Source organism: Devosia marina (assembly GCF_009758415.1).
Classification (GTDB): domain Bacteria; phylum Pseudomonadota; class Alphaproteobacteria; order Rhizobiales; family Devosiaceae; genus Devosia; species Devosia marina.
Map to the genome: position 1 here is coordinate 178,674 of NZ_WQRF01000003.1, position 24,818 is coordinate 203,491.

Here is a 24,818-nt window from a genome sequence, read left to right on the forward strand (position 1 = left end):
TCGTATTATTCCGTTTCGGCGCCGTCGGCCAACTGCCCCAGCTTGACCTGGGTGAGCAGGCTCAGCTCGTCATAGACTGTCCATTCATCGACGATCTTGCCATTCTTCCAGTGATAGTGGCTCATCCCCATCACCTGCACGCGCTTGCCGGTCGGATCCCCCAGCGTGCCCAGAATGCCATAGCCGAGGTGGTGTCCTTCCATGACCCAGCGCACAGCGACCTTGGTGCCGCCCTCGTCGCACTGATTCGATGCCACATGCTGGATTTCATAGGAAGCGTCGGGCAGCGAACCGATCAGCCCCAGATGCTGGTGAATGATGGCTGCGTGACCATAGAGCTCCTTCATCAGCGGACCGTGATATTGCGCGTTGGGCGCATAGTCCTGTGCGATGCGGCCAAACATGCGCTTGGTAAAGATCTCATGCAGCATTTCGATAGTCTGGGCTTCCACATCATTGTGGGCCAGTGACGTATCGGCCTTTTCCGCCGGCGGGGTCTGGCCGACAAAGCGGCGGTTCTCTCCGATATCAAGCGAGAGCAGCCCAGCATCGAACTTGGCCTTGGCGGTGCGCATAGCGAAGGCATGCGGATCGAGGCCCAACTGCTGGATGATGGCCATGTTGTCGGCCACAACCCACTCCCGGTAGATCTTGTTCTGGAAGATCATGCAGTCCGCAATGGTGCGGCTGACAAACGGCTTGCCGGTCGGCGGACCGAAATGGCCGTATTGGGTATGCCGCCCGGAACCGGTCACCAGGTGACTGGTGAAAAAGCCTTCCTTGTCATTGCCGTTCCAGATCACATGCGTGCCCATGCCGCGCCGCTCTGGAAAGCTCACCAGCCGCTGAATGGTGTCGCGCACAATGTCTTCACGATTGTAGATGGTGCCGGTTGTGCCATAGAGCACGCAATTATGGGTATAGTGGGTGTAGATCAGCCCGATATCGCGCTCATCCCAGATCTTGTGGGTGCAGCGGATGATGTAGTCGACAATGTCAGTATAGATATCGTCGAACCCCTCCATGGACTGGCCACGCGGCCGGTCGGTCGGTGCCAGGTCGACATAGTCATGGCGCTCGACCTGCAGCACCTCTTCCTTGCCGGTGGCGGGCATCGCCTTGCCCTTGCCGGTGCTGTCGTTCGCGCTCATCTCAACTCCTTGGTCTGCTGCCTGCGCGGCATGGTGTGCATCTGTCCCACCCAACCAGTCGCGCATATGACGCGCCACTGCGGCAGGATTTTCAAGCGGGGCGAAGTGCCCAGCGTCTGGAATGGTGAAGAAACGCGCGCCGGGAATCCCCTGGGCCAGTTCTTCGTGGGCCGCAATTGGGCAGACCTTTTCGTCCGCCCCGGCGAGGACAAGTACCGGCGCGCTGATGGCACCGAGACGCGGCCGGCTGTCTGCACGGTGGATCGCCACTTCGGACTGCTGGGCCAACACCTCCGCGCCGGCATCGCGCGACATGGCCATGATTGTGGCGCGAAGCGCGGCATTGTCGGCATTGACCGGTGAAACGAGTTTTTCCCAGCCATCGATTATGTAGCCGTCCATGCCGTCTTGCCGCGCCTTGTCGGCGGATGCGCGTCGAACCGCGGCATTCTCTGGGGGGTCCGGACGGGGTGTCGTATCGATCAGCGCCAGGCGTTCAATCCGCTCGGGCGCCTGCGCCATCATCTCGAGCGCGACGATCCCGCCCAGCGAAAAACCCAGCAATGCAAACCGCTTGGGCGCCTCCGCCAGCAGTTTCCCGGCCAGCTCCGGCGTCGATTGGGCGCCGGTCATGTCCATGACCCGCATGTCCGGATGACCCAGTTCTGCCATCAGAGGTCCGAACAGACGTGCGTCGCAGACTGTGCCCGGCAGCAGCAATAGCGGCATCACCGCCACCTCATCGCTTGCTTTTCTCACCGCTGGCACTGCGTGTCCGTTCCTCGATCCGTGTCGTCGGGCATCGACGAAAGATCGATCCCTCTCCCGCAAAAAACTCTGGCAAATTTTGAATACGTATGCAAGATCGAATTTCAGAACTGCCGATCGGGCGGGCGCAAAGCAGAACGCGCCAGTCCCGCGGCATAAATCCATCGCCTTTGGAGTTTGCAATGACCGCCCCCGCTTCCTCGCCCTTCCCCGGCGTAATCTACGTCAAGGCACCCGAGCGCTCCTCTGTGAGCGACAACGCGCCCGTGGAAACGCTGGTCAGTGAAATCATCGCCAATGTGCGTGCATATGGGGATGCTGCCGTCCGGGACTATTCGCTCAAGTTCGACAAGGCCGAATTGAAGGTCTTCGAAGTCACTGACGAGGAGCGCGCCGAGGCGTTGGCCGAACTCGACCCGCAGACCCGCAAGGACACCGAATTCGCCATCGACAATGTCCGCAAATTTGCCGAAGCGCAGCTTGCGACTATTCTACCGCTTGAGGTCGAGACTCTGCCTGGGGTTCATATGGGGCACCGCGTCATCCCCATCGAACGCGTTGGCTGCTACGTCCCGGGCGGGCGCTACCCGCTTCTTTCCGCTCCGATCATGACCATCGTTCCGGCCAAGGTTGCCGGTGTCGACGAGATCGTCGCCTGTCTGCCACCCAACGCCCACAAGGCCATGATCGCCGGTTGTCACCTCTCCGGCGCCGACCGCATCTTCAAGATCGGTGGGGCCCAGGCCATCGCCGCCATGGCCTATGGCACTGAGAGCGTTCCGGCCGTCAACAAGATCGTCGGCCCCGGCAATGCCTTCGTCAACGAGGCGAAGCGTCAGGTGTTTGGCCCCGTCGGCATCGACCAGCTTGCCGGCCCCTCCGAAATCTTCGTGGTCGCGGACGCAACGGGCGACGCAGAAATGATCGCCACCGACCTGCTCGCCCAGGCCGAGCATGACATCCGCACACGCGTCGGCCTCATCACCACCGACAAGGCCCTTGCCGAAGCCGTGCAGAAGGAGGTCGAGGCCCAGCTTGAAACGCTCTCGACAGCCAATACTGCCCGCGAAGCCTGGATCAACTATGGCGAGATCACCGTTTGCGAGAACGAAGACGCCATGATCGCCTATTCTGACCTGATCGCTGCCGAGCACCTGCAGGTGCACACCGCAGATGCCAGGGCGTTCGCCAAGAAGCTGCGCAATTACGGGTCGCTGTTCATCGGGGAACTGGCCAGCGTAGTCTATTCCGACAAGTGCTCGGGCACCAACCACACCCTGCCCACCATGGGCGCGGGCCGCTATACGGGCGGGCTCTGGGTCGGCGCTTATGTCAAGATCGCCACCCACCAGTGGCTCGATGAACGCGGTGTTTCCCAAGTCGCGCCGCCCGCCGCACGCCAGTCAGCCAGTGAAGGGCTCGAAGGCCACCGCCGCGCCGCCCAACTGCGGCTCGACCGCATGCAAGCCAAGGCCAACTAAAAAAGGAAGGGCCGGTGGAGACGCCGGCCCTTTCTCATGTGGGTATGACAAGGCGACAGCGCCTCACTTGATTTCGTCGGCCTCTGCCCACGCCGCCCGCAGCTTCTCCACTGTGAACCCGGGCGCGCGTGCTGCTGACAGAATCGGCACTTCCTTGCGCATCACGACATCGATGGCTTGAGGCATGCGCTCGATATGCTCGGCCGGAATGACCACCGCACCATGCCGGTCCGCATGGATCAGGTCATCGGGCCGGACACTCATCCCGAACACCCTCACCGGACAATCCAGCTCGGTCACATGCACGAAGGCGTGGCTCGGGCCCACTGCCCCGGCGATCACCTGATAGCCCTCGTCCAGCATGCCCAGGTCGCGCAACACGCCATTGGTCAGCGTACCGGCAACGCCCAGCCCCTTGTGCTGGGCCACCTGCATTTCGCCCCAGAAACCGCCGATCACATGAGGCCAGTCGGTATCCTCAATGACCACGACATTGGGGCCGTCTCCTGCCGCGACATATTCGTAATAGTGCATGCGCAGCGCCCGTACCTCCGCTGCCGGCTTCTGGGCCGGCGAGGAGGCACGGATCTTCGCCGTGCGGGCAAAACCCACCACCGGCGGCAGAGCCGGATCAGCACAGACCACAGGTTGCTTGGTAAAACCCTCCGCCGTGCGTCCGCCCATGACATGTTCAAGAGCATTGCAGACGGTTGGCGTATCCGCCTTACGCAGAGCGGCGAGCGTTCCGAGGGTGATGGTGGGCATTTCTGCTACTCCGCTGCCTGCGCCGCCGCAAACACCGGCGCTGCCGGAGCCGCCGCACCACGGATGACAAAGGCAATCGCATCAGCCGAGGCTGGGTTGCGGAAACCATGCATCAATCCGACAGGCACAGTCAGCGTGTCGCCCGCACCCAGGACCAGCGAACCGCCGTCCCAGGTGAACTCCAGCGTGCCGGACTGCACAAAGATCACTTCCTGTTCCGCACGGGCATGGGCAGGGATAACGGCGCCCGTTTCCAGCTTCAGGCGACGCAGGGTGAAGTCGTGCTTCCAGTGCCCGATGATCGGACCGGCCTTGATGCCATCCTGCCCATCCACATCGCCTATCACGGCGGCTTCCTCGACGCCTTCACCGGCCAGCGGCGAGTTCGGATCGCCTTTGATGTCGCTCGCCTTGATGGCGTATTTGGCAAGTTCTTCCAGCGGCGGCGTGGCGAGCGCCTTGAGCACTTCGGCGCTCGGCGGCTGCTCCAGTTCGGCGCCTTCCGGCACGGTCTCGCCCAATGTGGTGTCGACCAGCTTGCCGCCCTTGAGCAGCTTCAAACCGTAGTCCTCGGCCATCTTGAACACGCTCGGCGCCCAGACAACCTTGCCCGGATCGTCATGGCCCAGCACGACGAACAGGAACCCGGTGCCTTCATCGAGCTTTTCGAAGCCGCGGAACATATGGGTCGGCACGGTTGCTACATCGCCCGGCTCAACATCGATATAGCCCTCGTCCTTGTCCGGGCCAAAGACGAAACGCCATTTTCCTGTATGGACCACAAAGGTCTCGGCGGTCAGGTGGCTGTGCTGGGAATTGGTACAGCCGAAGGGTTGACGCGCCGCGCCTACATTGAACCCATGCGCCTCGGGAATATGCACCACCTGCGCCGGGTTTTCGGATACGCCCGGCCCGATGATCGTGAAATTTTCCTTCCGATCCGACCCCGGCGTGCGGGCATCGATAAAGGCGTTGCGCAGCCCCTTGAGGTCGGCATAGCGCACCAGACGCTTTTCCATATCGGCTTGGGTCCAAGTCTTCTGGGTCATGGTTAGATCCCCTTTCGCTCAGCAGGATAGCATTTTTGCATTCGTATGCAATATGCGTTTCAGATGTGGCAAAGCCATGTCCGCATGGACAATTCGTCAGCTTTTGCCGGGTTTGTAGATTCGGCGGCCGTCGATTTCGACCACGCCAGTCTTGGGCAAGCGCGCGGATGTCCGCACGATCAGGTCGCCGCTCAAAATGCGGTGCTCAGCCTCGATCTCCCCACTGGAAATCTGGCCCATCAGAATATTGACGGTAGCTTCCACCATCCGCTTCATCGGCTGGCTCATCGAGGTGATACCATAGGAAGCCCAGCGCGCCGGGCCAACGTCGTCATAGCCAACAATCGAGAGATCATTGGGTATCGATAGGCCAAACTCGTAACGGGCGACGTCCATAACCGCGACAGCCATGTGATCATTGGCAACAAACAGGGCGTCGGGACGGTCTGGCCGCGAAAACATCTCTCTAGCCGCAGCCTCGGCCTCGGCCCGATCATAATTGCCCACGCCTATGACTATGTCATCGTGCCCGGCCTCTGCCAGCGCCTCCCGGTAACCGGCAAAGCGGTCCCGATTGGTGGAGGAGCTTTCTACGCCCGAAATATAGCCAAAGCGTCTATGCCCGCCGGCGATCAGGAATTCCGCGATACGTCGTCCGCCCTCGCGGTTGCGGGTCGTGACGCTCGAGACTGCATCGCGTTCGGTTGTACGGTTGAACAGCACGACCGGGATGCCCGCCGTGGCGCACTCTTCGGACAGATGCGAGGACAGCGTCGTCGAGGCGAGAATGATCCCGTCCACCCGATACTGCATCAACTGATCGAACACCGGGTCGCTGTCCCGATCCATATGACCGGTGAACAGTAGCAATCGGTAGTTTTCCTTGACCAGCAGGCGCCCCAGCTCTTCAAGCACATCGGGATAGAACAGGTTTTCCAGATACGCCATCACCACCGCAATGATGCGCGAGCGATTGGTAATCAGCGAGCGGGCGATGGCATTGGGCCGGTAGCCCAGTTCCTGCGCCGCGGCCATGACCTTTTCGCGGGTCTTGGGGGAGATGGAGGCGCCAGGCGTAAAAGTGCGGGAGACAGCAGACTGCGAGACGCCTGCGCGTCGTGCGACCTGCGAGGAGGTCACCCCAGACTTTTTTACTCCGCCGTCCATCCGCCATCCACCAGAAGCGCCGTGCCGGTGATCAGCGACGCCGCGTCTGAGGCCAGAAATACAATTGGCCCCATGATATCCTCCACCCGCCCGAGCCGCCCCAGCTTGATTTTTGACAGAACCCACGAGCGGAAGTCGGGATCGCTCAGGTTCTTCGCCGTCAACTCGGTTTCTATGAAGGTCGGGCAGACCGTATTGATCCGAATATTGCTGGCCCCGAGCTCAATGGCCAAGGCTTTTGTCAGACCTTCAACAGCATGTTTGCTTGCCGCATAGACCGCTCGATTGGGTCCACCAACATGTCCCATCTGCGAGGACACATTGATGATCGAGCCCCCCTGCCCCGCAGCCTGCAATTTTCCGGCCACGGCCTGGGTCACGAACAGCGTTGCGGCCAGGTTTACCTGCATGACAGCCTGATAGTCTGCTGGCGTCACACCAGCCAGATCGCTATGGCGCGCCGTGCCGGCCGAATTGACCAGCACATCGAACGGCGCGCTGTCAGCGACAAAGTCCCGCACCGCTTCGAAATCTGTAATGTCGAGCACCACGCCCTCAACCGCGCGACCCACCGCTGCCATTTCGTTGACGACCCGCTCGATATCGGCGGCGGTGCGCGCCGCCACGGTGACATGCGCCCCCGCTTCGGCCAGCGCCACCGAGGCCCCCAGCCCGATGCCGCGCGTGCCCCCGGTGACCAGGGCACGTTTGCCATCGAGACGAAAGCTGGGGGTCGTGGGCAAAGGCATGCTAGTGGTCGGTCTTGCTGTTCGGGGCTGCAGCGGTACCATAAGGCACATTGCGTCCGCCATAGCGGCGCACGCGAATATTGGCCTGCTCGGCATGGCCGACAAAACCTTCCAGCATGGAAAGGCGCGAACCATATTCGCCGATCATCGCCGAAGCCGCGTCGGTAGTCACGGTCTGCCAGGTACAGGTCTTGAGGAATTTGCCAACCCAGAGGCCACCCGTATAGCGGGCCGCCTTCATGGTGGGCAGCGTATGATTGGTGCCAATCACCTTGTCGCCATAAGCCACATTGGTGCGCGGGCCCAAGAACAGCGCGCCGTAATTGGTCATATTGTCCCGGAACCACATATCGCGATCGGTCATCACCTGCACATGCTCTGAAGCAATCCGGTCGGCCTCAACCAGCATTTCATCGTAGTCTTCACACACGACCACTTCGCCATAATCGGCCCAGGATTTGCGCGCCATGTCGGCTGTGGGCAGAATTTCGAGCAGCCGCTCGATTTCAGCCATGGTGTCGCGGGCAAGTTTTTCCGAATTGGTCAGCAGGATCGCCGGGCTGGTCGGGCCATGCTCGGCCTGCCCCAAAAGGTCCGTGGCGCAGATTTCGCCGTCAACGGTTTCGTCCGCAATGACCAGCGTCTCGGTCGGACCAGCAAACAGGTCAATGCCGACCCGACCATAGAGCTGACGTTTCGCCTCGGCCACAAAGGCATTGCCGGGCCCCACCAGCATATCGACCGGGTCGATGCTTTGTGTGCCGATGGCCATGGCGCCGATCGCCTGGATGCCGCCCAGCACGTAGATCTCATCGGCACCCGCCATGGCCTGAGCGGCGACGATAGCCGGCGCAGCCTTGCCATTGAATGGCGGCGCACAGGTGATGACGCGCGGACAGCCGGCAACCTTGGCCGTCAGTACCGACATATGCGCCGAGGCCAGCAGCGGATATTTGCCACCGGGCACATAGCAGCCCACCGCGTTTATCGGCACATGCTTGTGACCCAGGGTTACGCCCGGCAGCGTCTCGACGGCCAGGTCGACCATGGTGTCTTTCTGTTTTTGGGCAAAGTTCCGGACCTGGGTCTGGGCAAATTCGATATCGGCCAGATCCTGATCGGTGAGTTGCGCCTTGCAGTCATCGATCTCTTTCTGGCTCAGCCGGAAATCGGCCCGATCCCACTTGTCGAACTTGAGCGAGAGTTCGCGGACAGCTTCATCACCGCGCTTTTCGATATCGCCCAGTATGGATTCGACCGTCGCCCGGACCTGCCGATCCGCCTCGGCCCGTTCCTCGACATCTTTTCCGCGTTTCAGCCAGACTGGCATGGGTGCTCCCCTCTCTAAGCAGTTTCGCAAAATTGCATACGTATGCAATACAGCAAGTTTGTGGCGCGCGAAAGCACGACCTTCGCCCTATTCACGGAGGCAATGGTCGCTGCACGCTGAAATCGGTTGCTTGCTCGAAAGCATGGCCGAATTGCGCGATTCGCGCTTCCGCATAGTGGCGCCCGATGATCTGCATGCCAATCGGCAGGCCATCATGGAACCCGACCGGCACAGCCAGCACTGGATGACCCGACACGTTGAAGCCAATCGTGCGCATCGGCGTCCACACCGCTTCCTCTTCGAAGGGTGCGGCAGGCAGCGCCGTGGTCAGCGCACCGGCTGTAATCAGCACATCATGGTATCCGAGCAGTTCATCCACGTCGCGCCGGAACGAAGCCCCTATGGCGCGGGCCTTCTCCACTTCTGTCTCGGACAGCGACAATCCTGCGGCAAGGCTCAGAAATGCTCGGCGACCATAGCTTTCCGCATGCTCGCGAAGCGCTTTGGCATGCAGCTTGAAGCTTTCTGCGTGAAGAATTGCCGCCACTGCGACTTCGATCGTTGCGTGGTCAGGCATCTCGACCTCACTGACCACAGCCCCTTGTGCAGACAGCACCGAGACGGCTGCATCCAGCGCCGCCGTCACGGCGGGCATGGTCTGGCTGTCGTGAGCAAACCAGTTGCGCGCATATCCGATACGCAGGCCGGACACCGGCTCGCCCAGCCGGCTTGCTGCACGGCCTTCGCCATTGCGTCCGCTCAGCACATCCAGCGTTATCGCAGCTTCGGCCACAGAGGCGCTGATTGGCCCGACATGGTCCAGGCTCGGCGCCAGATCGAGTACCCCCGAGGTCGGGACCAAGCCAAACGTCGGTTTCAACCCCACGGTCCCACAATAGAACGATGGCCCGCGCACCGAGCCGCCCGTGTCCGTGCCAATCGAGGTGCGTACCAGCCCACCGGCCACCGCCGCGGCACAGCCCGACGAGGACCCGCCGGTAATATGATCGAGCCGCCACGGGTTTTTCGCAGGCGGAAACAGCCCCGACTTGTCCGGGCCAACCGTCGCCCATTCATAGGTCGCCAGCTTGCCGATGATGATGGCACCACCAGTACGCAGGCGGCGGACCAGCTCAGCATCCTGCGCCGCGACCGTCTTTGCGCGACCCGGAGTATTCGCAGTGGTCGGCACCCCGGCGACGTCGATGAGATCCTTGATACCGACGGGGATCCCGTGCAACGGCCCCCGATCCAGACCCGCTGCGAGGTCCTCGTCAGCGCGCGCGGCATCAGCTAGTGCCGCCTCTTCCAGCACAGCATAAAAGCTCAAATAGGTCTTGTCGCGAACCGCTATCCTGTCCAGCGTCGCCCGGGTCAGCGCCACAGAGGTCAGCCGCCCGTCACGCAGTCGCGCTGCAAGCTCGGCGATCGGCAAATCCAGGCAATCACTGCCGACCGGTGCGGGCGATAACGGCACGGGCCCGGAAAGCCCCTCATGCATCCAGGTCGCCAGTTGCGTCAGGCCATCCGCTTCCTTGGCCGACACCTTTAGCCCGTGACGCTCCAACGCAACCTCGATCCGGCTCTTGGGAGCGCTGTCCCGCATCATGACTCAGGCCTCGATCCGTGCGCCGGTTGACTGGTCAAAGATATGGCAGGCTGAAGCCGGAATGGCGATCCGCGCCAACTCACCGATCTCGGCACGATAGTCCTTGCCGACCTTGATCGAAACCAGTTCTCCGGCCACCCGCATCGAGAGCATGGTCGCCTCTCCGAGCAATTCCACCGTATAGATCGGCGCCTCGATCTGTCCATTGGCCTCGGCAAGAGTGGCGTCCTCGGCCCGGAACCCCAGTGTCACCGCTCCGCTGGCACGATGCGGCAACCCTTCGATACGGATGCCATCGCTGCTGAAAACACCGTTCTCGATTGAACCGCTGACCAGGTTCATCGCCGGCGAGCCAATGAAGCTCGCAACAAAGGTATTGGCCGGCCGGTCATAGATTTCCATCGGCGTGCCGACCTGCTGCACCACGCCCTTGTTCATCACCACAACACGGTCAGCCAGCGTCATGGCCTCGATCTGGTCGTGGGTCACGTAAACCGTGGTGCGCTTGAGCGTGTGGTGCAGGTTCTTGATCTGGGCGCGCGTCGAGACACGCAGCTTGGCATCGAGGTTGGAGAGCGGCTCATCCATCAGGAAGGCGTTGGGCTCGCGCACGATGGCACGGGCGAGCGCCACGCGCTGCCGCTGCCCGCCGGACAGCGCCGCCGGGCGACGCTCGAGGAAGTCGTCCAGTTCCACCATTTTGGACGCGGCCATGACGCGTTCATGGTGTTGCTCCTTGGGCACCTTGCGCACCTTCAGGGGGAAGCGGATGTTCTCGTAGACCGTCATGTTCGGATAGAGCCCATAGCTCTGGAACACCATCGAAATATCGCGATCTTTGGGCTCGAGCTTGTTGACCATGCGGTCGCCGATCCAGATTTCACCCTCGGTGATATCCTCCAGCCCCGCGATCATCCGCATCGTCGTGGTCTTGCCACAGCCCGAAGGCCCCAGCAAAACCAGGAATTCCTGGTCAGCAATATCGAGGTTGAAATTGTCGACGCCGATAAATTTGTTCCAGCGCTTGGAAACGTTCTTGAGACGGATCTGGGCCATTTTGGATCAGCCTTTCACAGCGCCGGCGGTCAGGCCGCTGACGATCTGGCGTTGGAAGAAGAGGACGAGAATAAACAGCGGTACGGTGGCCGACACCACAGCAGCAACGGCGAACATTACATTGCCGGTTTCCTGGATCGAGCCCAGGAAGCTCGAAATCTTGGGTACCATGGTCTGGTTGTCGGCGCTCAGCAGCATGGCCGTCACCGCAAAGTCGTTATAGCCGAGTAGGAAGCTGAACAGCCCGGTTGTCACCACGCCCGGCCACATCACCGGCATGATGACCAGCCGGAACGCCTGGAAACGGGTGCAGCCATCCACCATTGCGCTCTCATCCAGATCCTTGGGGATCGAGAGAAAGAAGGAGTGCAGCATCCACAATGTGAACGGCTGATTGATAGCCACCAACACGATGATCGAGGTGGGCAGTACGCCCCAGATATTGAGCTGGAAAAAGGGCAGCAGATAGCCCGAGACTAGCGTGATATGCGGCATGGCCCGAAAGACCAGTGCCGCGATCAGGATCCAGAACGCATAATTCTTGCCCGAGCGGGCCAGCGCATAGCCACCCAACGTGCCAAGGGTCAGCGAAATCGAGGTCACGCAGATGGTAACAATGATCGTGTTGAACGCCGCCTTCCAGAAATCACGGGTAATCCAGGCGCCGTAATAGCCGTCCCCCGTGAACGCCGCGCCGGTCTCACGGATCGTGGCCGTCCCGAAAATGGCGTTCCACCAGCTCTCGCGGGAGAAGAAATCGGCCTCCACCTTGAAGGAGCCCCAGACCGTCCACAGAAATGGCACGGCGGCCAATACGAGCCAGAGGACGATGAAGCCGTAGATGAAGGCATTGAGCAGAGTCGGGCGCTTGTGGGCCATTGCTTCGGACATGATCACACCGCCTTGTGTTTGAATTCGCGCCAGGTGCGCAGCAGCACCGGCGAGAGGAGGATGACAACACCCAGAATGGTCAGAACCGAAGTCGCGCCGGCTGAACCAAATTGCTGCGAATCCCCGGTCAGATCGTTGTAGATCAGCCAGCTCAATGAGGTCGCATTGGCCTCCGCTGAAAAGCCGACAATGGGCTCGAAGACACGGAAATTGTCCATCAGCTGCACCAGCGCCACGAAGGTCGCTAGCGGGGCCAGATGCGGGATGATGACATAGCGAATGCGCTCCCAGCGCGAGGCACCGTCGATCATCGCCGATTCCAGCGTATCACCGGGAACCGTCTGCAGACCTGCATAGAAGACCACGAAAGAAAACGGCGCATTGGTCCAGACGCCATAGGTCAGCAAAGCCCCCCAGGTCAGCGCGGGAGACGCGCGCAGCGACAAGGTCGGATCATTGAAGATGTGCTGGATGGTGGCGCCCAGAATGCCATTGGGACTAAGCATCCAATACAGGATCAGCGAGCCAATCAGCGGCGTGATGATCATGGGCAGCAGCGAGAAGAAGATGATCGGGCCTTTGGTCACCTTGGGCAAGGCATTGACCGCCAGCGCAATGGTAAAACCCAGTGCCATGGCCAGCGGCGTCACTACGAAACAGTAGACCAGAGTGAAGATCAGCGCCTTGTAGAATGGCAGATTGAGGATCTGCGCCCATTTCTCGCCAATGCTGCGCTCACTGGACAGAATGACACCCAGCTCGCTCGTGGCCAGATGCGCGCGATTGACATAAGTGCCCAGGCCGTTGAACCGCCCCAGCGGCTGCTCTTCACGCAGTGCCGCAGTCGCCGCGGTGTCCACCCGCAGTTCGGTAGAACAGCCACCAAAGGGCTGGCAATTCTCGACTTCCACCAGGATCTGCTCATGACTCACATGGAGCGACTGCACCACAACCGACACGATCGGCAGTGCGATGAACAGCACCATGGCAATCAGCGATGGCAGGATGAAAGCAAAGAATGTCTTGTTCGGCATTGCCTGCCTCCTCAATGCGCTTCGCCTGACGGCAAAGAGAATGGAACGGCCCCGCACGCGGCGCAAAGGCAAATTCCGGTTATGCGGATCTCATCGCTTGGCGGGCAACATTGATCCGATCACCTCCCCCCGCTTACGGGAGGAGGCGCAGCTTGTCCGAGGGAGGACCTACTGGAGGAAACCGGCCTCACGGGCGGCTGTGTCATAGGCGGCCTTGACGTCGGCAAGGGCCTGTTCGGCATCTTCCGAACCCGCCACGAACTCGGCCAGTTCAGTGGAGAGCGCTGTGTGCAGCAGGCCCATATAGGGCTGCATCGGATAGGCGCGGGCGCCCCCATTGGCATTGGCAATGACGCCGACCGCCGCAGGACCAGGCTCATAGCCGGCGATCAGCCAGGTTGCCGCATTCTTGTTGGCCGCCATCATCTCCGGGCTAATGCCGTGCACCATGGCGCGGAAGGACGCTTCGGCATCTTCATCGGAGATATTCTTGGCGATGGTAAAGCCATCCCACCACAGAGCTGCTGCCGGAATGGAACCACCACCGATGGTCGGAGCGGCTGTCAGGACGGTGTTCTCTACCACTCCTTCGACCGCACCTTCATCATCGAGAATGGCACCGCCCAGCGACCCCCATTCATTCATGATGGCGACATTGCCCGCTTCGTATTCCTTCTGGATCTCGGTGGCGTCGAAAGTGAGATAGTCCGGATCCATGAACGCCGTCATGTCGCGCATGACACGCAACACTTCCAGGCCATTCTCATTGTCGATGGTCAACTCGGCACTGCCCGGCGCAAAGAATTCAGCGCCCGTCCCAAGATAGGAATTGACGAACTCGGCGGCCAGGTCCCAGCCCGGCTTGACGGAAGCCGCAAGCGGATAGTCCATCAGACCGGCTTCCTTGATGGCGGCGGCAGCAGCCAGCACATCGTCATAGCTGGTTGGGGGCTCGACGCCGGCTTGCTCGAGAATATCCTTGCGATAGAACATGTGCTGGCCATTGCCCATGAAGGCGATGGCCATGATCTTGCCGTCGATCCTGACGAGCTGGCTTGGCAGCAAGTCCTGGCCGTATTCTGCCACCAGATCGTCAAGCGGACGGATCAGATCTTCATTGAGCAGCGGCACGATGGAGTTGTTGGCAACAACAGCCACCGAGTATTCAGCAGGATTGATCGTCAGTGCCGGCACCTGAATTTCCTTGTGCTCGGCAGTCGCATTGGCCGTCACAGTCACCGCATCGGTCGCGCATTCCTGCGCGGTCGCATTGATGATCCGCAACGCTTCAAAATCATTGCTCAGAATGCGTACCGACCCGGTCTCCACGCCACAATCGGCAAAGGCGCTGCCCGTTCCAAGGGCCAAGGCAGCCGCCGAGACGGCAAGCATAAGAATGGGCTTCATTTTAGTTCTCCTGTCTTTGGGCACTTCCGTACCCACCCTCTTGGCAGCACCGCTGGCGGCACCAAGCTCAATTTGACGTTCCAACCCTCTGCATACGTATGCATCATGCATTTTGCATTCGTATGCAATATGGAACTAAGCACATCATTTCGACTGACGCAACGGTTCTGTGACACATGATATCCAAGAGTTCGTGACCGGAAGACCGGCCAGGCGCCGACACGATGAACAGCAGAGCGGAATTCACGTTTGGGCAGCTCGACCTGAAAGACCAGATCGCGACCGCATTTCATGGCAGCGTCGAAGCGATCCTATGCATCAGATTTCTTGTTGCCGGCGCCCCGGCCAGCTGCCTCCGGCCACCGTCTCGCGGATGGCATCGACCAATGCGGGACTTAACCCTGTATTGCAGCTGTCATCCTGTACGCCAAACAGAACGCGCCGTTCTAATTCTATCCCGCGGCCGTCGGTTTGCACAAAGCCGATCGACACCAGGACCGCCATGCCCCTCCACCTTCTCCTGGTTCTGTGTGCGCAGGCGATCCTGTTTCTGCTTTGGATTATTTTGGCCTTTCGCTGGCTCTTTGACCTCAGGGCCGACGCCGTTGCGCGCAGCGGCCAAACTGTGCCCGGACCTTCGGCGACATTGCAGGCCTTCCGGCATGGCTTTACCGCACCGCGTTATGCCTCCCAGCGATGGCGGCTGGGGCTTCTGACCCTGCCCTTGCTCGCCCTTAGCCTGCTTGTCCCATTCATCATCTGAATTGTTGGAGACATGCCGTGTTCAAGGCTTTCACCCGACTGGCCACCGCGACTGCGATAGTGCTTGTGCCATTCTTTCCGGTCGCCCTCTTGGCTGATGAATGTCCCGCAGAACGCGCCCTCTACAGTCCTGACACCGAAGATGGCCGGTTGGAGCTCGGTTTTGCCCGCGCGCAGAACTATGCTTCCATCGCCTCCAACCTCTACCTCTATCTGACCACCACGCAACGCACCTACTGGTTCACCTTCTCGGTTTCGAACGGCTATAGCGGCATCACCCTGCTGCCGGTGACCGACCCAACACGTGCCGACGCCAAACCGGACGGCCCTCAGGAACTGATCGATCTTTCAAGCAACGACGAAGCCATGCACGACGTCCTGCGTGCCTTGCGCTTCTATGCGCTGGACGAAGACTTCACCTTCTGTTTCGAGCCCCCCATGTCCGGCGAACCTGCACCGGCCTATGTCATGGTGCCCGAAATTGGCCTGGCGCTGTGGTATGGCGCGGGCGACCTGACGGACGATCCCGCCGCGGATCGGGACCCGGTGCCGCGTGGCGTTTTTCAGCCCGAGGTCTGCCTTGACACCCTTCCGCCACCGGCCTGGCCATGAACCCGGCCCTGGCGCACGCCAACACCCGAAGTCCACGCCCTGCCAGCCGCCATCCCGTGGCCGCTCCCCTGCTTCTTATGCTGGCGATGTCGGCTCCGATTGCGTCCGCCGAACAATGGTGGCCCTACCCGAACTCAAGCGGTCGCGGTCACTTCGATCAGTATCAACGCACGCTCATATGCCACGTCCTGCTGCGGGATCATCGCGCCAATGCTCTCAAGGATGAGCGGCACAACCTCATCGAAAAGGGCATCAACTGCACCCTCAACTTCGCGGCCTTCCAGCTCGACAGCGGAAACGTCGTCGACCAGGCTGGGACCATCCTCGCGACCGCCGATCTGCCCGCCGGAATTGAGTTTGCTGAGGCGCACTGGCAGGAGGCGCGTTCTGCAAACGGGGTCACGCCCCAAGATCTGGAGGATGCCCTATGCGACTGCCTTTCCCGCTTCGGGCATGACTGGAATTAGCCCGACCGCCCTTCTGCGACGGTTCTCCTGCCCTCACTGTCCACCCTTGATCAAGGCGCGGCGCAGCCATCCCGACAGCGTATCCATGGCCATGACCATGAGCACGATCAGCACGATGTAATAGGTGACCTCTTCCCAGTCCTTCTGTGTACTGATCGCCTGGGTCAGCAACAGGCCGATACCGCCGCCGACAATCGCACCGATCACGGTAGCCGAGCGCGTATTGGATTCGAAATAATACAGAAGCTGGCTGATCAGCACCGGGACGATCTGCGGCATTACCCCGAAACGGTGCCGCTGCAAGGCATTGGCGCCGGTCGAACGAACACCTTCGATCTGTTTGTCATCGACATTTTCCAGCGCCTCGGAGAACAGCTTGCCGAAACTGCCCGTATCGGTGAGCAGAATCGCCAATGCGCCGGTCATCGGCCCCGGTCCAAAGGCGCGAGACAGGATGATTGTCCAGATCAGCCCGTCAACGCCGCGCAGAAAATCGAAAATGCGACGCATGGCAAAGCGCAGTGGGCGTGCAGGGGTGAAGTTCGATGCCGCCAGAAACGCGATGGGCAGGGCGATCATGCCCGCGCCGAACGTACCCAGAAACGCCATCAGCACGGTCTCGCATAGCGCCCAGAACACATCGCCATGGCGCCACATGGTATTGGTCCAGAAGCCCTCCACCATGGCGACCGCATTGGGTTTGCCGGGCACGATTTCCTCGGGCGACACCGCCAGCGAGGCCAGTTCACCGAAACTGCGGCCATGAAATGGACTGTCCAGCGTGAAGAAGAACAACTCCCACCCGCCTTCATAGCGGAAGACCTCGGATTTGGAGCGTGTCACCTGCACACGGCCTGCCGGCAGTGTCAGCGATACGCGTGTCGCCGAGGCGCTGATCCATTCGGGAACTTCGTCAGTCGGCAATTTCATCTCGATATCGCCGCCAGCGGAAATCAACTCGATCGTGCCGAAGTCGGGGAGATCGACAATGACCATATCGCCGCGGAACCGCACCACGGAGCCGGCATCGAGGCGCACATCGGCATCTTCACCATTGAGAGACACCCAGTCGGGCGCCACGCCCGGTGCATAGGTCCCCTTGGTTTCACCCTCAATGGCCACGGTGAAATCACCGGACCGGTTATTTCGGGTGACATGCGTTTTGAAACTATAGGTATCGGAAAGCAGGATCCGCGCATTGTCCGGTCGCGCCCGCTCGGCGATCCCGGCAATATCGAAGCTGAAAAAGATATAGACGAAGTAGGCCAGCACCAGCGCCGGCAGGCCGATACTGATCAGGCGCTTGCGCCGGAACAGTGTCGATGCCTCGCTGCGCAGGTCCAATCCAGTTGCCGAGAGCGCCATGGTCATACCCCTCGCACCAGCCGATTGCGGTAATGGCTTGAAATCTGATCCACGATCACGATCGTGGTGAGCAGCAGAATGAAGATGGCAGCCACTTCGTCATAGCGCCCCTTGCCCCAACTCATGGCATTGCGCAGGTCATAGCCAATGCCCCCCGAGCCAACGAAGCCGAGAATGGCAGAGGCGCGGATATTGATTTCAAACCGCATCAGGCCGTAGCTGAGATAGTTCGGCGCCACCTGCGGCAGCACCGCAAACCACATGCGCTGCGTCCAGGTCGACCCCACCGAGGCCAGCCCTTCGACCGGCCGCAGATCGGCGTTTTCATTGACTTCCGAGAACAGCTTGCCCAGGGCGCCGGTGGTGTGAAAGGCGATCGCGATCATCGCCGCCACCGGCCCACCGCCCAGCACGAAGATCAGCACCAGGGCGATCACCACTTCGGGCACGGCGCGCATGATGTCCATGATGCGGCGGAACAGTGGGATCAACGCAGGCCAGCGCGCCAACCCACGGGTCGCCAGCATCGAGATCACGCTGGCCAGGATCGCCCCGACCAGGGTCGAGGCGGCAGCAATGTTGATAGTTTCCAGCAGCGAGGGGAAGTAACGCACAAAATGGCCGGGCAGATTGGCCGCCTTTTCGACGGCCTCGGCAACCAGCTCGCTCGGAAAGTCGAAAACCTTCGGCAGTCCGTCCCAGAAGCCACCTGCATTGCGATCGTCCGCCAGCATAAAGCCGGACACAAAGAGCAGTGCGAACAGCGCCAACAAAAGACCCGAATAGAGCCTGCGGCGCTGTAGATCCCGCAAATAGGACGCACGAAGGTCGGGGGGCTGAGGGGCGGTTCGACCGCTGATGGCGACATCCGACATGGTCACGAGGCTCCCGGTGATACAAAAAGGGTCGGGCGCACTCGGCGTCCGACCCTCGGGCCTGGCTCAGCCAGACTTAGTTTTCCTGGCTCTGACGCAGATCGATCATGGTCTGGTAGGCGTCATGAGTGATCGGAGCAAAGCCCGCGGTCTCACCGGCAGCCATGTTGTAGGCGCACTGCTCGTCCTTGGCATGCAGGCCCGAAAGGAACTCGACCACTTGGGCCTTGACGTCTTCCGGCAGCGCGCGGCGCAGCACGATCGGGCCTTCCGGGATCGGCTTGGACTTCCAGATTTCGACCAGGTCGTTCATGTCGACCAGGCCCGAATCCACAGCCTTGCGCAGAGCACCCGAATTGTAGCCATCGGCCCAGTCGCCCTGGCCGTCGGCCCAGGTCACGCCGGCATCGACATCGCCATTGGCGACGGCAACAATGGTCTGCTCATGGCCACCGGTGAAGCGCACTTCACCGAAATAGTCGCCACTTTCCATCGAAGCGCCGGTTTCCTGCGGGATTTCCACCGAAGGGATCAGGTAGCCCGAAGTCGAGTTCGGATCACCAAAGCCAAAGGTCTTGCCTTCCATATCGGCCAGCGAGGTGATGCCGCTATCGGCCCGGGCGATACCGATCGAATGATAGGCGAACGAGCCGTCGAGATTGGTCTTGACCAGCACGACGTCCACGGCTTCGGGATCGGTCAGGTAGGTCTTGGCGTAGGCGGAAGCACCAAGCCAGGCCATGTCGATGGTGCCGCCCAGCAGGCCCTGGATCACGCCGTCATAGTCCGCCGGGGTGAAGATCTTGGTTTCAACGCCGAGCAGATCTTCTACATAGGCGCGCACGCATTCATTCGAGGTGAGGCGGTCCTGAGCGTTTTCACCGCCAAGGATACCGATGCGGAATTCGGTGATCTCCTGGGCCATGGTCGGCGCGACCAACGTCGAGGTCAGCAGCAGCGCTGCAGCAAACTTGTTCATTTCAGTCTCCCGTGGGGTGGTGGTCCGCCCCGGCTTGATGCCGGGGATTTCTGTGGTCAGTCGACGAGTTCTGGCCTGCGGGTCGCAGCGCCCCGTGGACGGCTCAGCGTCTCGATGCTGGTGGATGTGGCTTCCTCGGAAAAATCCGCGTCGGCGCCGTAAATCTCGCGGGCAACGGCTGTGGTCAGCTCCTCGGCACGGCCGTCAAAGACGATTTTCCCCGCGCGCATGCCAATGACCCGGTCGCAATAGCGCCGCGCCGTATCGAGCGTGTGCAGATTGCAGATGACCAGCCGCCCATCCTCATCATGGATGCGGCGCAGCGTGTCCATCACCACTTGCGCGTTCATCGGATCAAGCGAGGCGATCGGCTCGTCGGCAAGGATGATACGCGGATCCTGCATCAAGGCCCGGGCAATCCCGACGCGCTGTTGCTGGCCACCGGACAGCGCCTCGGCGCGCTTGGGGCCGTGCTCTTCTATGCCGAGCCGCTCAAGAATCTCGATAGCCCGCAAGATGTCCTGGCGCGGAAAAAGGTTGAGCATGGACATCAGCGTATTGCGCTGGTTCAGCCGCCCCAGCATCACATTGGTGATGACATCGAGCCGCGGCACCAGGTTGAACTGCTGGAAAATCATTGCGCAGTCGCGCTGCCAGTTGCGCAGGGCCGGACCGTTCAGCTCTGACACAGCCTGACCCTGGCAGGCTATCGTGCCTTCCGAGACATCGGTCAGCCGATTGATCATGCGCAACAGGGTCGACTTGCCCGCCCCGGATCGGCCGATGATCCCCACCATCTGACCCTTGGCGATTTCCAGCGTCACGCCATCGACTGCGACCTTGTCGCCAAATCGTCGCGTCACGTTCGAAATCTTCAGCATGCCGGCGCCCCCATTGGTCTTCGCTCAATGACCTAGAGGGGCGCCGTAACAACGGCACGACAGTCAAACGACAGTTCGATGAACGCGTTATACCGCTGTTTATAAGAGCATATTTCGAGGAAACTGGCTCGCCGTGCCGATCTTGAGGTGACACGCGACGGTCTACTCCGACCTCTTTTTGCCTCAGAGGGAATGAGAGGCTATTTCAGCCTTCGTACTTTTCGAGGAAGGCCTCGATGCCCAGATTGCGGAAATCCGGCAGCGCCCGATGCAGCTGTTCGTGACCCCAGTCCCACCATTTGAGCGCATCAAGCCGGCTGGCGACATCGTCACTGAAGCGCTGGCGAATGGTCCGCGCCGGCACACCGACCGCAATGGCAAAGTCCGCAACATCCTTGGTCACCACGGCATTGGCACCGACAATCGCGCCATTGCCGATCTTCACGCCTGGCATGATCACCGCACCATGCCCGATCCATGTGTCGTGCCCGATATGGATGTCATTGCCCGACCGCCACTCAAAAAAGGCGGCATCGTCGCTTTCGCCTTCGAAATACTGGGCTGAACGATAGGTGAAATGGTGCAGCGAGGCGCGTTCCATGGGATGCATGGAAGCGTAAATACGCACATGCGCCGCAATATTGGAGAACTTGCCGATCGTGGAATAGGCGATCTGGGTGCCCCCGACACAGTAGGAGTAGTCACCCATTGTGGAATAGGCGACATGGCAATGTGCCCCGACTTCGGTATAGCGCCCTAATGTCGACTGGCTCACCCTGGCCGTCTCGTGGACGAAGGGTGTTTCGCTCAGCTTCTTCATTTTCGGGTCCTCAGGCCGGCTGCCGGAGCAGATCGCGCAACAGCCCAACGAAGCGCTCTCCTGCCTCGTCTAGCACCCCGGAATTATCGATCTGCACCGTGCTGGGCGGCAGTCTGAAACCGGCGCCCCGTGCCATGCGGCGGCGGATTTCCTCACTGTCCTCACGACCGCGACCCGCCAGGCGCCGGGCGATGATCTCCGGCGCCGCTGTCACTTCAACCACCAGGGCCGCCGGGTAGCGCGCCAGCACCCGAGGAAGGGCCGCTCGTGAGAGATTGGCGATCACCACGCGACCGGCGGTCAGATCGTCATCAAGCGTGATCGGCAGCCCATATTTCAGACCATGCGCTTCCCAGCTCAGGGCAAATTCGCCCCGCTGCTCGGCGGCGGCGAAGCCGTCCGGCGTCATGCTGTCGTGATCCTCACTGCCATCGTCGGACGCCCGGGTTACCACCCGGCGCACCACGGCGACCTGATCGGCCAGATGGTCGCGCGCAAAATTGATCAGACTGTCCTTGCCAACACCGCTGGCGCCGACAACGGCAACAAAGACCCCGTTCATAGCACCCGCCTACCCTGACGCCACACCGTGCGCACGATCGGCACCCCGTCATCGAGCCGAACCTGAACCAGGTCCGCCCGCTTGCCCAGCGCAATCTCGCCGCGATCTTCAAGGCCTGCGGCCTCGGCCGGACGTCTTGTTACCAGGCCGATCGCCTCGGGCACACTGATACCCTCAACCGTATCGACCAAACAAAACGCCGATTGCAGCATGGAAAATGGAATGTAGTCGGATGAGACAATATCCAACAGACCAGCTGCAGCCAGCGCCCGCGCCGAAACATTGCCCGAATGCGAACCACCGCGCACCAGATTCGGCCCACCCATCAGAATGGCCAGCCCCGCATCCCGCGACGCGCGGGCCGCTTCCAGCGTGGTCGGGAATTCAGCAATGCGAATGCCCAACTCCAGCGCTGCGTCCACATGCGTTTCCGTCGCGTCGTCATGGCTGGCAAGCGCGATACCGCGCGCGTGGCTCAATTCGGCCAGTGCCTTGCGATGACGATCGGAAAATGTGATCGATTCCAGCGAGCGCCGCGCGATGAATTCGGCCAGCTCCGCATCGCTCATCTTGAGCTTGCCCTGATAATAGGCCTTGTAGGCCTCCGGATTGGCAAACTGGCGTTGCCCCGGCGCATGATCCATCAGCGAGGCAAGTCGCACCAGTGGATGATCCATGATTGCCTCGAAAGCCTCAAGGCAATCCGGCGCCGAAACCTCGCAACGCAGATGGATGAAATGGTCTGCCCGAAGCCGCTGGGCCCGGACACCTGCCGTCACAGCATCGGCCAGAACCTGCAGTTCCGCAGCGCCCATATCGGCGTGTTCATCTGTACCCACCCGGATGGCATCGAACACCGTGGTGATGCCCGAAGCCGCGATCTGCGCATCATGCGCTTGCACCGCTGCCACCGGATGCCACCGCACTTTCGGGCGCGGTGCATAGTGGGTTTCCAGATGGTCTGTATGCAGCTCGACCAGCCCTGGAATGAGGAAATCGCCTTCCAGGTCGACACCGCGCGAACTGCCCGACCCGATAGCGGTGATGACCCCGCCTGCCATTTCGACACTCCCCTCCATCACCTGATCGGCCAGCACAATGCGGGCATTTGTCAGAATGGTCTGGTCAAGTCCGATGGCAGTCATGGGCGTCTCCTTGGTTCTTCCCCTACTCAGGCTCTGTGACAGGCAAACGACAACCGGCGATGACATTCGAATGTGTCGACGCCCTACTGTCGCAGGAAAACGCTACCGTCATTTCAATGTCACTTCGGCTCGCTAGAACCATCTCATTCGAATGAGTTGGTGATATGCGCAGTCAAGGGCATTCCTGGGAAGAGACCCGGGACAGGATCAGTGAAGAAATAACCTCCGGACGTCTGGCAGCGGACTCGAAACTGCCTTCGGAACCCGAGCTTTGCGTGCTCTATGGCGCCCGCCGCCATTCCTTGCGCAAGGCTCTCGCCGCCCTTGTCGCTGAAGGCAAGCTGCGGGTTGAACACGGCCGCGGCACCTTTGTCGAGCGCGCGCCTCTGCTCAACTACGTCATCGGAACACGCACCCGATTCCGCGAAAATCTCATGGCGCAGGGGCTGACGGCCTCGGGTGAGACGCTGTCCGAAATGACAATTCTGGCCAGCGAGCGTGTTGCCAGGGCGCTCGGGATCGACAAGGACGCGCCGGTCTTTGCTCGCTCCTGGCGCGGCTTTGCCAACGACCTGCCGATCAGCATGGGCTGGGCCTATCACGACGCAGCGCGCTTCCCCGACCTGCAGGAACGTCGCCACCACACCCCCTTTATCACCGAGGTGTACCGCTCCTACGGCATCACCGATTACCACCGCCAGCGCACCACTGTCTTCACCCGTATGGCCACCGAGCACGAGGCCGGCATGCTCATGCTGCGGCCCGGCCAGTCCGTCCTTGTGGTGCAAAAGATCGACGCCGATCTCGACCGCAACCCCATCTGCTTCTCCGAAGCCGTCTGGGCCGGTGATCGCGTCCAGTTCACCTTCGAACCCGATCAACCCACCGTCATGACCACCGAGAACGCCTCCCATGTTTAACGAGACCCCAGCCGCCGGCCCCGGGCACGGCGAGATGCTCGACATCCTCGCCCGCGCCCGCCCCAATCGCCTCAAGCAACACGCTGAAACACTGTTGACCGCCCTGGGCGAGATCAATGTCATCGCCAATCGCACGGGCCTCGTCATGGTGCCCATGCGCGACACAGTCAAGAACGTCGATTTCCATCTCGGCGAAGTGCTGGTGAGCGAAGCCCACATCGCCGATGCAGCCGGACATGTCGGCTATGGCATGGTCACCGGCCGCGACCTCGAACGGGCCATGGCCATGGCGGTGATTGACCTTAGCGTCGCAGCGCGAGGTCAAGACGATATCACAGCCAACTTTCTCGAACAGGAACGGGCCCATCTCGCTGCCGTCGACGAAGAGCGCATGCGCCAGGTCGAAGCCACCCGCGTTGAAATGGAGACTTTCTGATGCTCACCGTCGCGCCTCCCGACACCGTCGAACTGCGCTCGAACGCCACCTTCGAAGCGCTGATGTGGGCCCTGTCGCGCCCCGGCGATATCCGCACTCTGCCCGAAGCAGGCTTTGACGCCATTTCCGAAACCCTGGTCGATCTCGAATGCAGCGCCTATGCCGATACGCCTGCCATGCGCGAGCGCATCCTTGCAACCGGCGCAAACCTGTCCGATAGGATCGGCGCCGCCGACTACGTGTTTATCACTGCGCTTGAGCACGCCGGTCAGCAACTGGCCGAGATCAAATGCGGCACCGCGCTCTATCCCGACGACGGCGCGACATTGATCGCCGCTGCCGCACATCTGGGCAATCGCGTGCGGCTGACCGGGCCGGGCATCCAGGAAACAACTGAAATAACCCTGGCTGTGTCGCCCGAATTCTGGGCCATGCGCGAGATGCTCTGCCTCTATCCCGAGGGCTTCGACATTTTCTTCGTCGATGGCGACAAGGTCGTCGGCATCCCGCGCTCAACCAAGGTGGAGGTGCTTTAGC

General features: G+C 61.0%; 26 protein-coding genes. 7 read left to right on the forward strand and 19 right to left on the reverse strand.

Translation table 11 applies throughout. The annotated features are described in order from the left end of the window. Positions 1-5: 5 nt before the first annotated feature. The gene (locus GO014_RS19160; protein WP_343030926.1) at positions 6-1,910 is read right to left on the reverse strand and encodes an alpha/beta fold hydrolase; all 1,905 of its coding nucleotides are present in this window, start codon (positions 1,908-1,910) and stop codon (positions 6-8) included. 191 nt (positions 1,911-2,101) lie between these two features. Here GO014_RS19160 and hisD (GO014_RS11830) point away from each other — a divergent pair, with 191 nt between their 5' ends. Next, positions 2,102-3,400 carry a histidinol dehydrogenase gene (hisD, locus tag GO014_RS11830; protein WP_157290512.1) on the forward strand — a complete coding sequence of 433 codons (1,299 nt, stop codon included), beginning with the start codon at positions 2,102-2,104 and terminating at the stop codon, positions 3,398-3,400. A 63-nt stretch (positions 3,401-3,463) separates the two neighbouring features. On the opposite strand, the gene GO014_RS11835 is transcribed toward hisD (GO014_RS11830), so the two are convergent. The 11 genes from GO014_RS11835 to GO014_RS11885 form a co-directional block, all read right to left on the reverse strand. After that, the gene (locus GO014_RS11835) at positions 3,464-4,165 is read right to left on the reverse strand and encodes an RraA family protein (protein ID WP_157290513.1); all 702 of its coding nucleotides are present in this window, start codon (positions 4,163-4,165) and stop codon (positions 3,464-3,466) included. Between the two features lie 5 nt (positions 4,166-4,170). Beyond that, positions 4,171-5,214, reverse strand: a complete 1,044-nt coding sequence (locus GO014_RS11840) for a cupin domain-containing protein (protein ID WP_157290514.1) — start codon at positions 5,212-5,214, stop codon at positions 4,171-4,173. Between the two features lie 96 nt (positions 5,215-5,310). Further along, positions 5,311-6,354, reverse strand: coding sequence for a LacI family DNA-binding transcriptional regulator (locus GO014_RS11845; protein WP_343030928.1), 1,044 nt, complete (start codon positions 6,352-6,354; stop codon positions 5,311-5,313). An 11-nt stretch (positions 6,355-6,365) separates the two neighbouring features. Further along, positions 6,366-7,130: an SDR family NAD(P)-dependent oxidoreductase gene (locus GO014_RS11850; protein ID WP_157290516.1), complete on the reverse strand. Its 765-nt coding sequence runs from the start codon at positions 7,128-7,130 to the stop codon at positions 6,366-6,368. Position 7,131: 1 nt separating this feature from the next. Continuing rightward, complete coding sequence (hisD, locus tag GO014_RS11855) at positions 7,132-8,460, reverse strand: histidinol dehydrogenase (RefSeq protein ID WP_157290517.1); 1,329 nt, start codon at positions 8,458-8,460, stop codon at positions 7,132-7,134. Between the two features lie 91 nt (positions 8,461-8,551). Continuing rightward, the gene (locus GO014_RS11860) at positions 8,552-10,069 is read right to left on the reverse strand and encodes an amidase (protein WP_246204592.1); all 1,518 of its coding nucleotides are present in this window, start codon (positions 10,067-10,069) and stop codon (positions 8,552-8,554) included. A gap of 3 nt (positions 10,070-10,072) precedes the next feature. After that, the gene (locus GO014_RS11865; protein ID WP_157290518.1) at positions 10,073-11,125 is read right to left on the reverse strand and encodes an ABC transporter ATP-binding protein; all 1,053 of its coding nucleotides are present in this window, start codon (positions 11,123-11,125) and stop codon (positions 10,073-10,075) included. Between the two features lie 6 nt (positions 11,126-11,131). After that, positions 11,132-12,016 carry a carbohydrate ABC transporter permease gene (locus tag GO014_RS11870; RefSeq protein WP_165836815.1) on the reverse strand — a complete coding sequence of 295 codons (885 nt, stop codon included), beginning with the start codon at positions 12,014-12,016 and terminating at the stop codon, positions 11,132-11,134. A gap of 2 nt (positions 12,017-12,018) precedes the next feature. Next, positions 12,019-13,050 carry a carbohydrate ABC transporter permease gene (locus GO014_RS11875; protein ID WP_157290519.1) on the reverse strand — a complete coding sequence of 344 codons (1,032 nt, stop codon included), beginning with the start codon at positions 13,048-13,050 and terminating at the stop codon, positions 12,019-12,021. A 168-nt stretch (positions 13,051-13,218) separates the two neighbouring features. Beyond that, entirely contained in the window at positions 13,219-14,457 is a 1,239-nt protein-coding gene (locus tag GO014_RS11880) for an ABC transporter substrate-binding protein (protein WP_157290520.1), read from the reverse strand. A gap of 318 nt (positions 14,458-14,775) precedes the next feature. Further along, the gene (locus GO014_RS11885; protein ID WP_157290521.1) at positions 14,776-14,961 is read right to left on the reverse strand and encodes a hypothetical protein; all 186 of its coding nucleotides are present in this window, start codon (positions 14,959-14,961) and stop codon (positions 14,776-14,778) included. Here GO014_RS11885 and GO014_RS11890 point away from each other — a divergent pair. From GO014_RS11890 to GO014_RS11900, 3 genes are read left to right on the forward strand one after another with little or no spacing between them, the layout of a single operon-like run. Further along, positions 14,960-15,220 carry a hypothetical protein gene (locus GO014_RS11890; RefSeq protein WP_157290522.1) on the forward strand — a complete coding sequence of 87 codons (261 nt, stop codon included), beginning with the start codon at positions 14,960-14,962 and terminating at the stop codon, positions 15,218-15,220. The genes GO014_RS11885 and GO014_RS11890 overlap by 2 nt on opposite strands. A gap of 17 nt (positions 15,221-15,237) precedes the next feature. Beyond that, entirely contained in the window at positions 15,238-15,831 is a 594-nt protein-coding gene (locus GO014_RS11895) for a hypothetical protein (protein WP_157290523.1), read from the forward strand. Next, the gene (locus GO014_RS11900) at positions 15,828-16,298 is read left to right on the forward strand and encodes a hypothetical protein (protein WP_157290524.1); all 471 of its coding nucleotides are present in this window, start codon (positions 15,828-15,830) and stop codon (positions 16,296-16,298) included. Before GO014_RS11895 ends, GO014_RS11900 begins: the two co-directional genes overlap by 4 nt. 33 nt (positions 16,299-16,331) lie before the next feature. Here the strand turns inward: GO014_RS11900 and phnE (GO014_RS11905) are convergent, their stop codons facing one another. The 7 genes from phnE (GO014_RS11905) to GO014_RS11935 all read right to left on the reverse strand — a co-directional run bounded on the left by phnE (GO014_RS11905) (position 16,332) and on the right by GO014_RS11935 (position 22,925). Further along, positions 16,332-17,669 carry a phosphonate ABC transporter, permease protein PhnE gene (gene phnE, locus GO014_RS11905; RefSeq protein ID WP_210252447.1) on the reverse strand — a complete coding sequence of 446 codons (1,338 nt, stop codon included), beginning with the start codon at positions 17,667-17,669 and terminating at the stop codon, positions 16,332-16,334. Next, a complete protein-coding gene (phnE, locus tag GO014_RS11910) occupies positions 17,666-18,538 on the reverse strand; it encodes a phosphonate ABC transporter, permease protein PhnE (protein ID WP_157290525.1) in 873 nt (290 codons plus the stop codon). The genes phnE (GO014_RS11905) and phnE (GO014_RS11910) overlap by 4 nt, the downstream gene beginning before the upstream one ends. A gap of 76 nt (positions 18,539-18,614) precedes the next feature. Continuing rightward, complete coding sequence (gene phnD, locus GO014_RS11915) at positions 18,615-19,517, reverse strand: phosphonate ABC transporter substrate-binding protein (RefSeq protein ID WP_157290526.1); 903 nt, start codon at positions 19,515-19,517, stop codon at positions 18,615-18,617. A 56-nt stretch (positions 19,518-19,573) separates the two neighbouring features. After that, positions 19,574-20,398: a phosphonate ABC transporter ATP-binding protein gene (gene phnC / locus GO014_RS11920; RefSeq protein ID WP_157290527.1), complete on the reverse strand. Its 825-nt coding sequence runs from the start codon at positions 20,396-20,398 to the stop codon at positions 19,574-19,576. A 205-nt stretch (positions 20,399-20,603) separates the two neighbouring features. Beyond that, entirely contained in the window at positions 20,604-21,218 is a 615-nt protein-coding gene (locus GO014_RS11925; RefSeq protein WP_157290528.1) for a DapH/DapD/GlmU-related protein, read from the reverse strand. A gap of 10 nt (positions 21,219-21,228) precedes the next feature. After that, positions 21,229-21,780: a phosphonate metabolism protein/1,5-bisphosphokinase (PRPP-forming) PhnN gene (gene phnN / locus GO014_RS11930; RefSeq protein ID WP_157290529.1), complete on the reverse strand. Its 552-nt coding sequence runs from the start codon at positions 21,778-21,780 to the stop codon at positions 21,229-21,231. Further along, positions 21,777-22,925 carry an alpha-D-ribose 1-methylphosphonate 5-triphosphate diphosphatase gene (locus tag GO014_RS11935; RefSeq protein WP_157290530.1) on the reverse strand — a complete coding sequence of 383 codons (1,149 nt, stop codon included), beginning with the start codon at positions 22,923-22,925 and terminating at the stop codon, positions 21,777-21,779. Before GO014_RS11935 ends, phnN begins: the two co-directional genes overlap by 4 nt. Before the next feature lie 164 nt (positions 22,926-23,089). Here GO014_RS11935 and phnF point away from each other — a divergent pair, with 164 nt between their 5' ends. Genes phnF through phnH form a run of 3 tightly spaced genes read left to right on the forward strand, consistent with a single transcriptional unit; the run spans position 23,090 to position 24,817 of the window. Beyond that, positions 23,090-23,845 (forward strand): phosphonate metabolism transcriptional regulator PhnF, encoded by a 756-nt coding sequence (phnF, locus tag GO014_RS11940; RefSeq protein WP_157290531.1) that lies wholly within the window; start codon positions 23,090-23,092, stop codon positions 23,843-23,845. Beyond that, positions 23,838-24,281, forward strand: a complete 444-nt coding sequence (gene phnG, locus GO014_RS11945) for a phosphonate C-P lyase system protein PhnG (protein ID WP_157290532.1) — start codon at positions 23,838-23,840, stop codon at positions 24,279-24,281. Before phnF ends, phnG begins: the two co-directional genes overlap by 8 nt. After that, positions 24,281-24,817, forward strand: coding sequence for a phosphonate C-P lyase system protein PhnH (gene phnH, locus GO014_RS11950; RefSeq protein ID WP_157290533.1), 537 nt, complete (start codon positions 24,281-24,283; stop codon positions 24,815-24,817). Before phnG ends, phnH begins: the two co-directional genes overlap by 1 nt. Position 24,818: the final 1 nt, after the last annotated feature.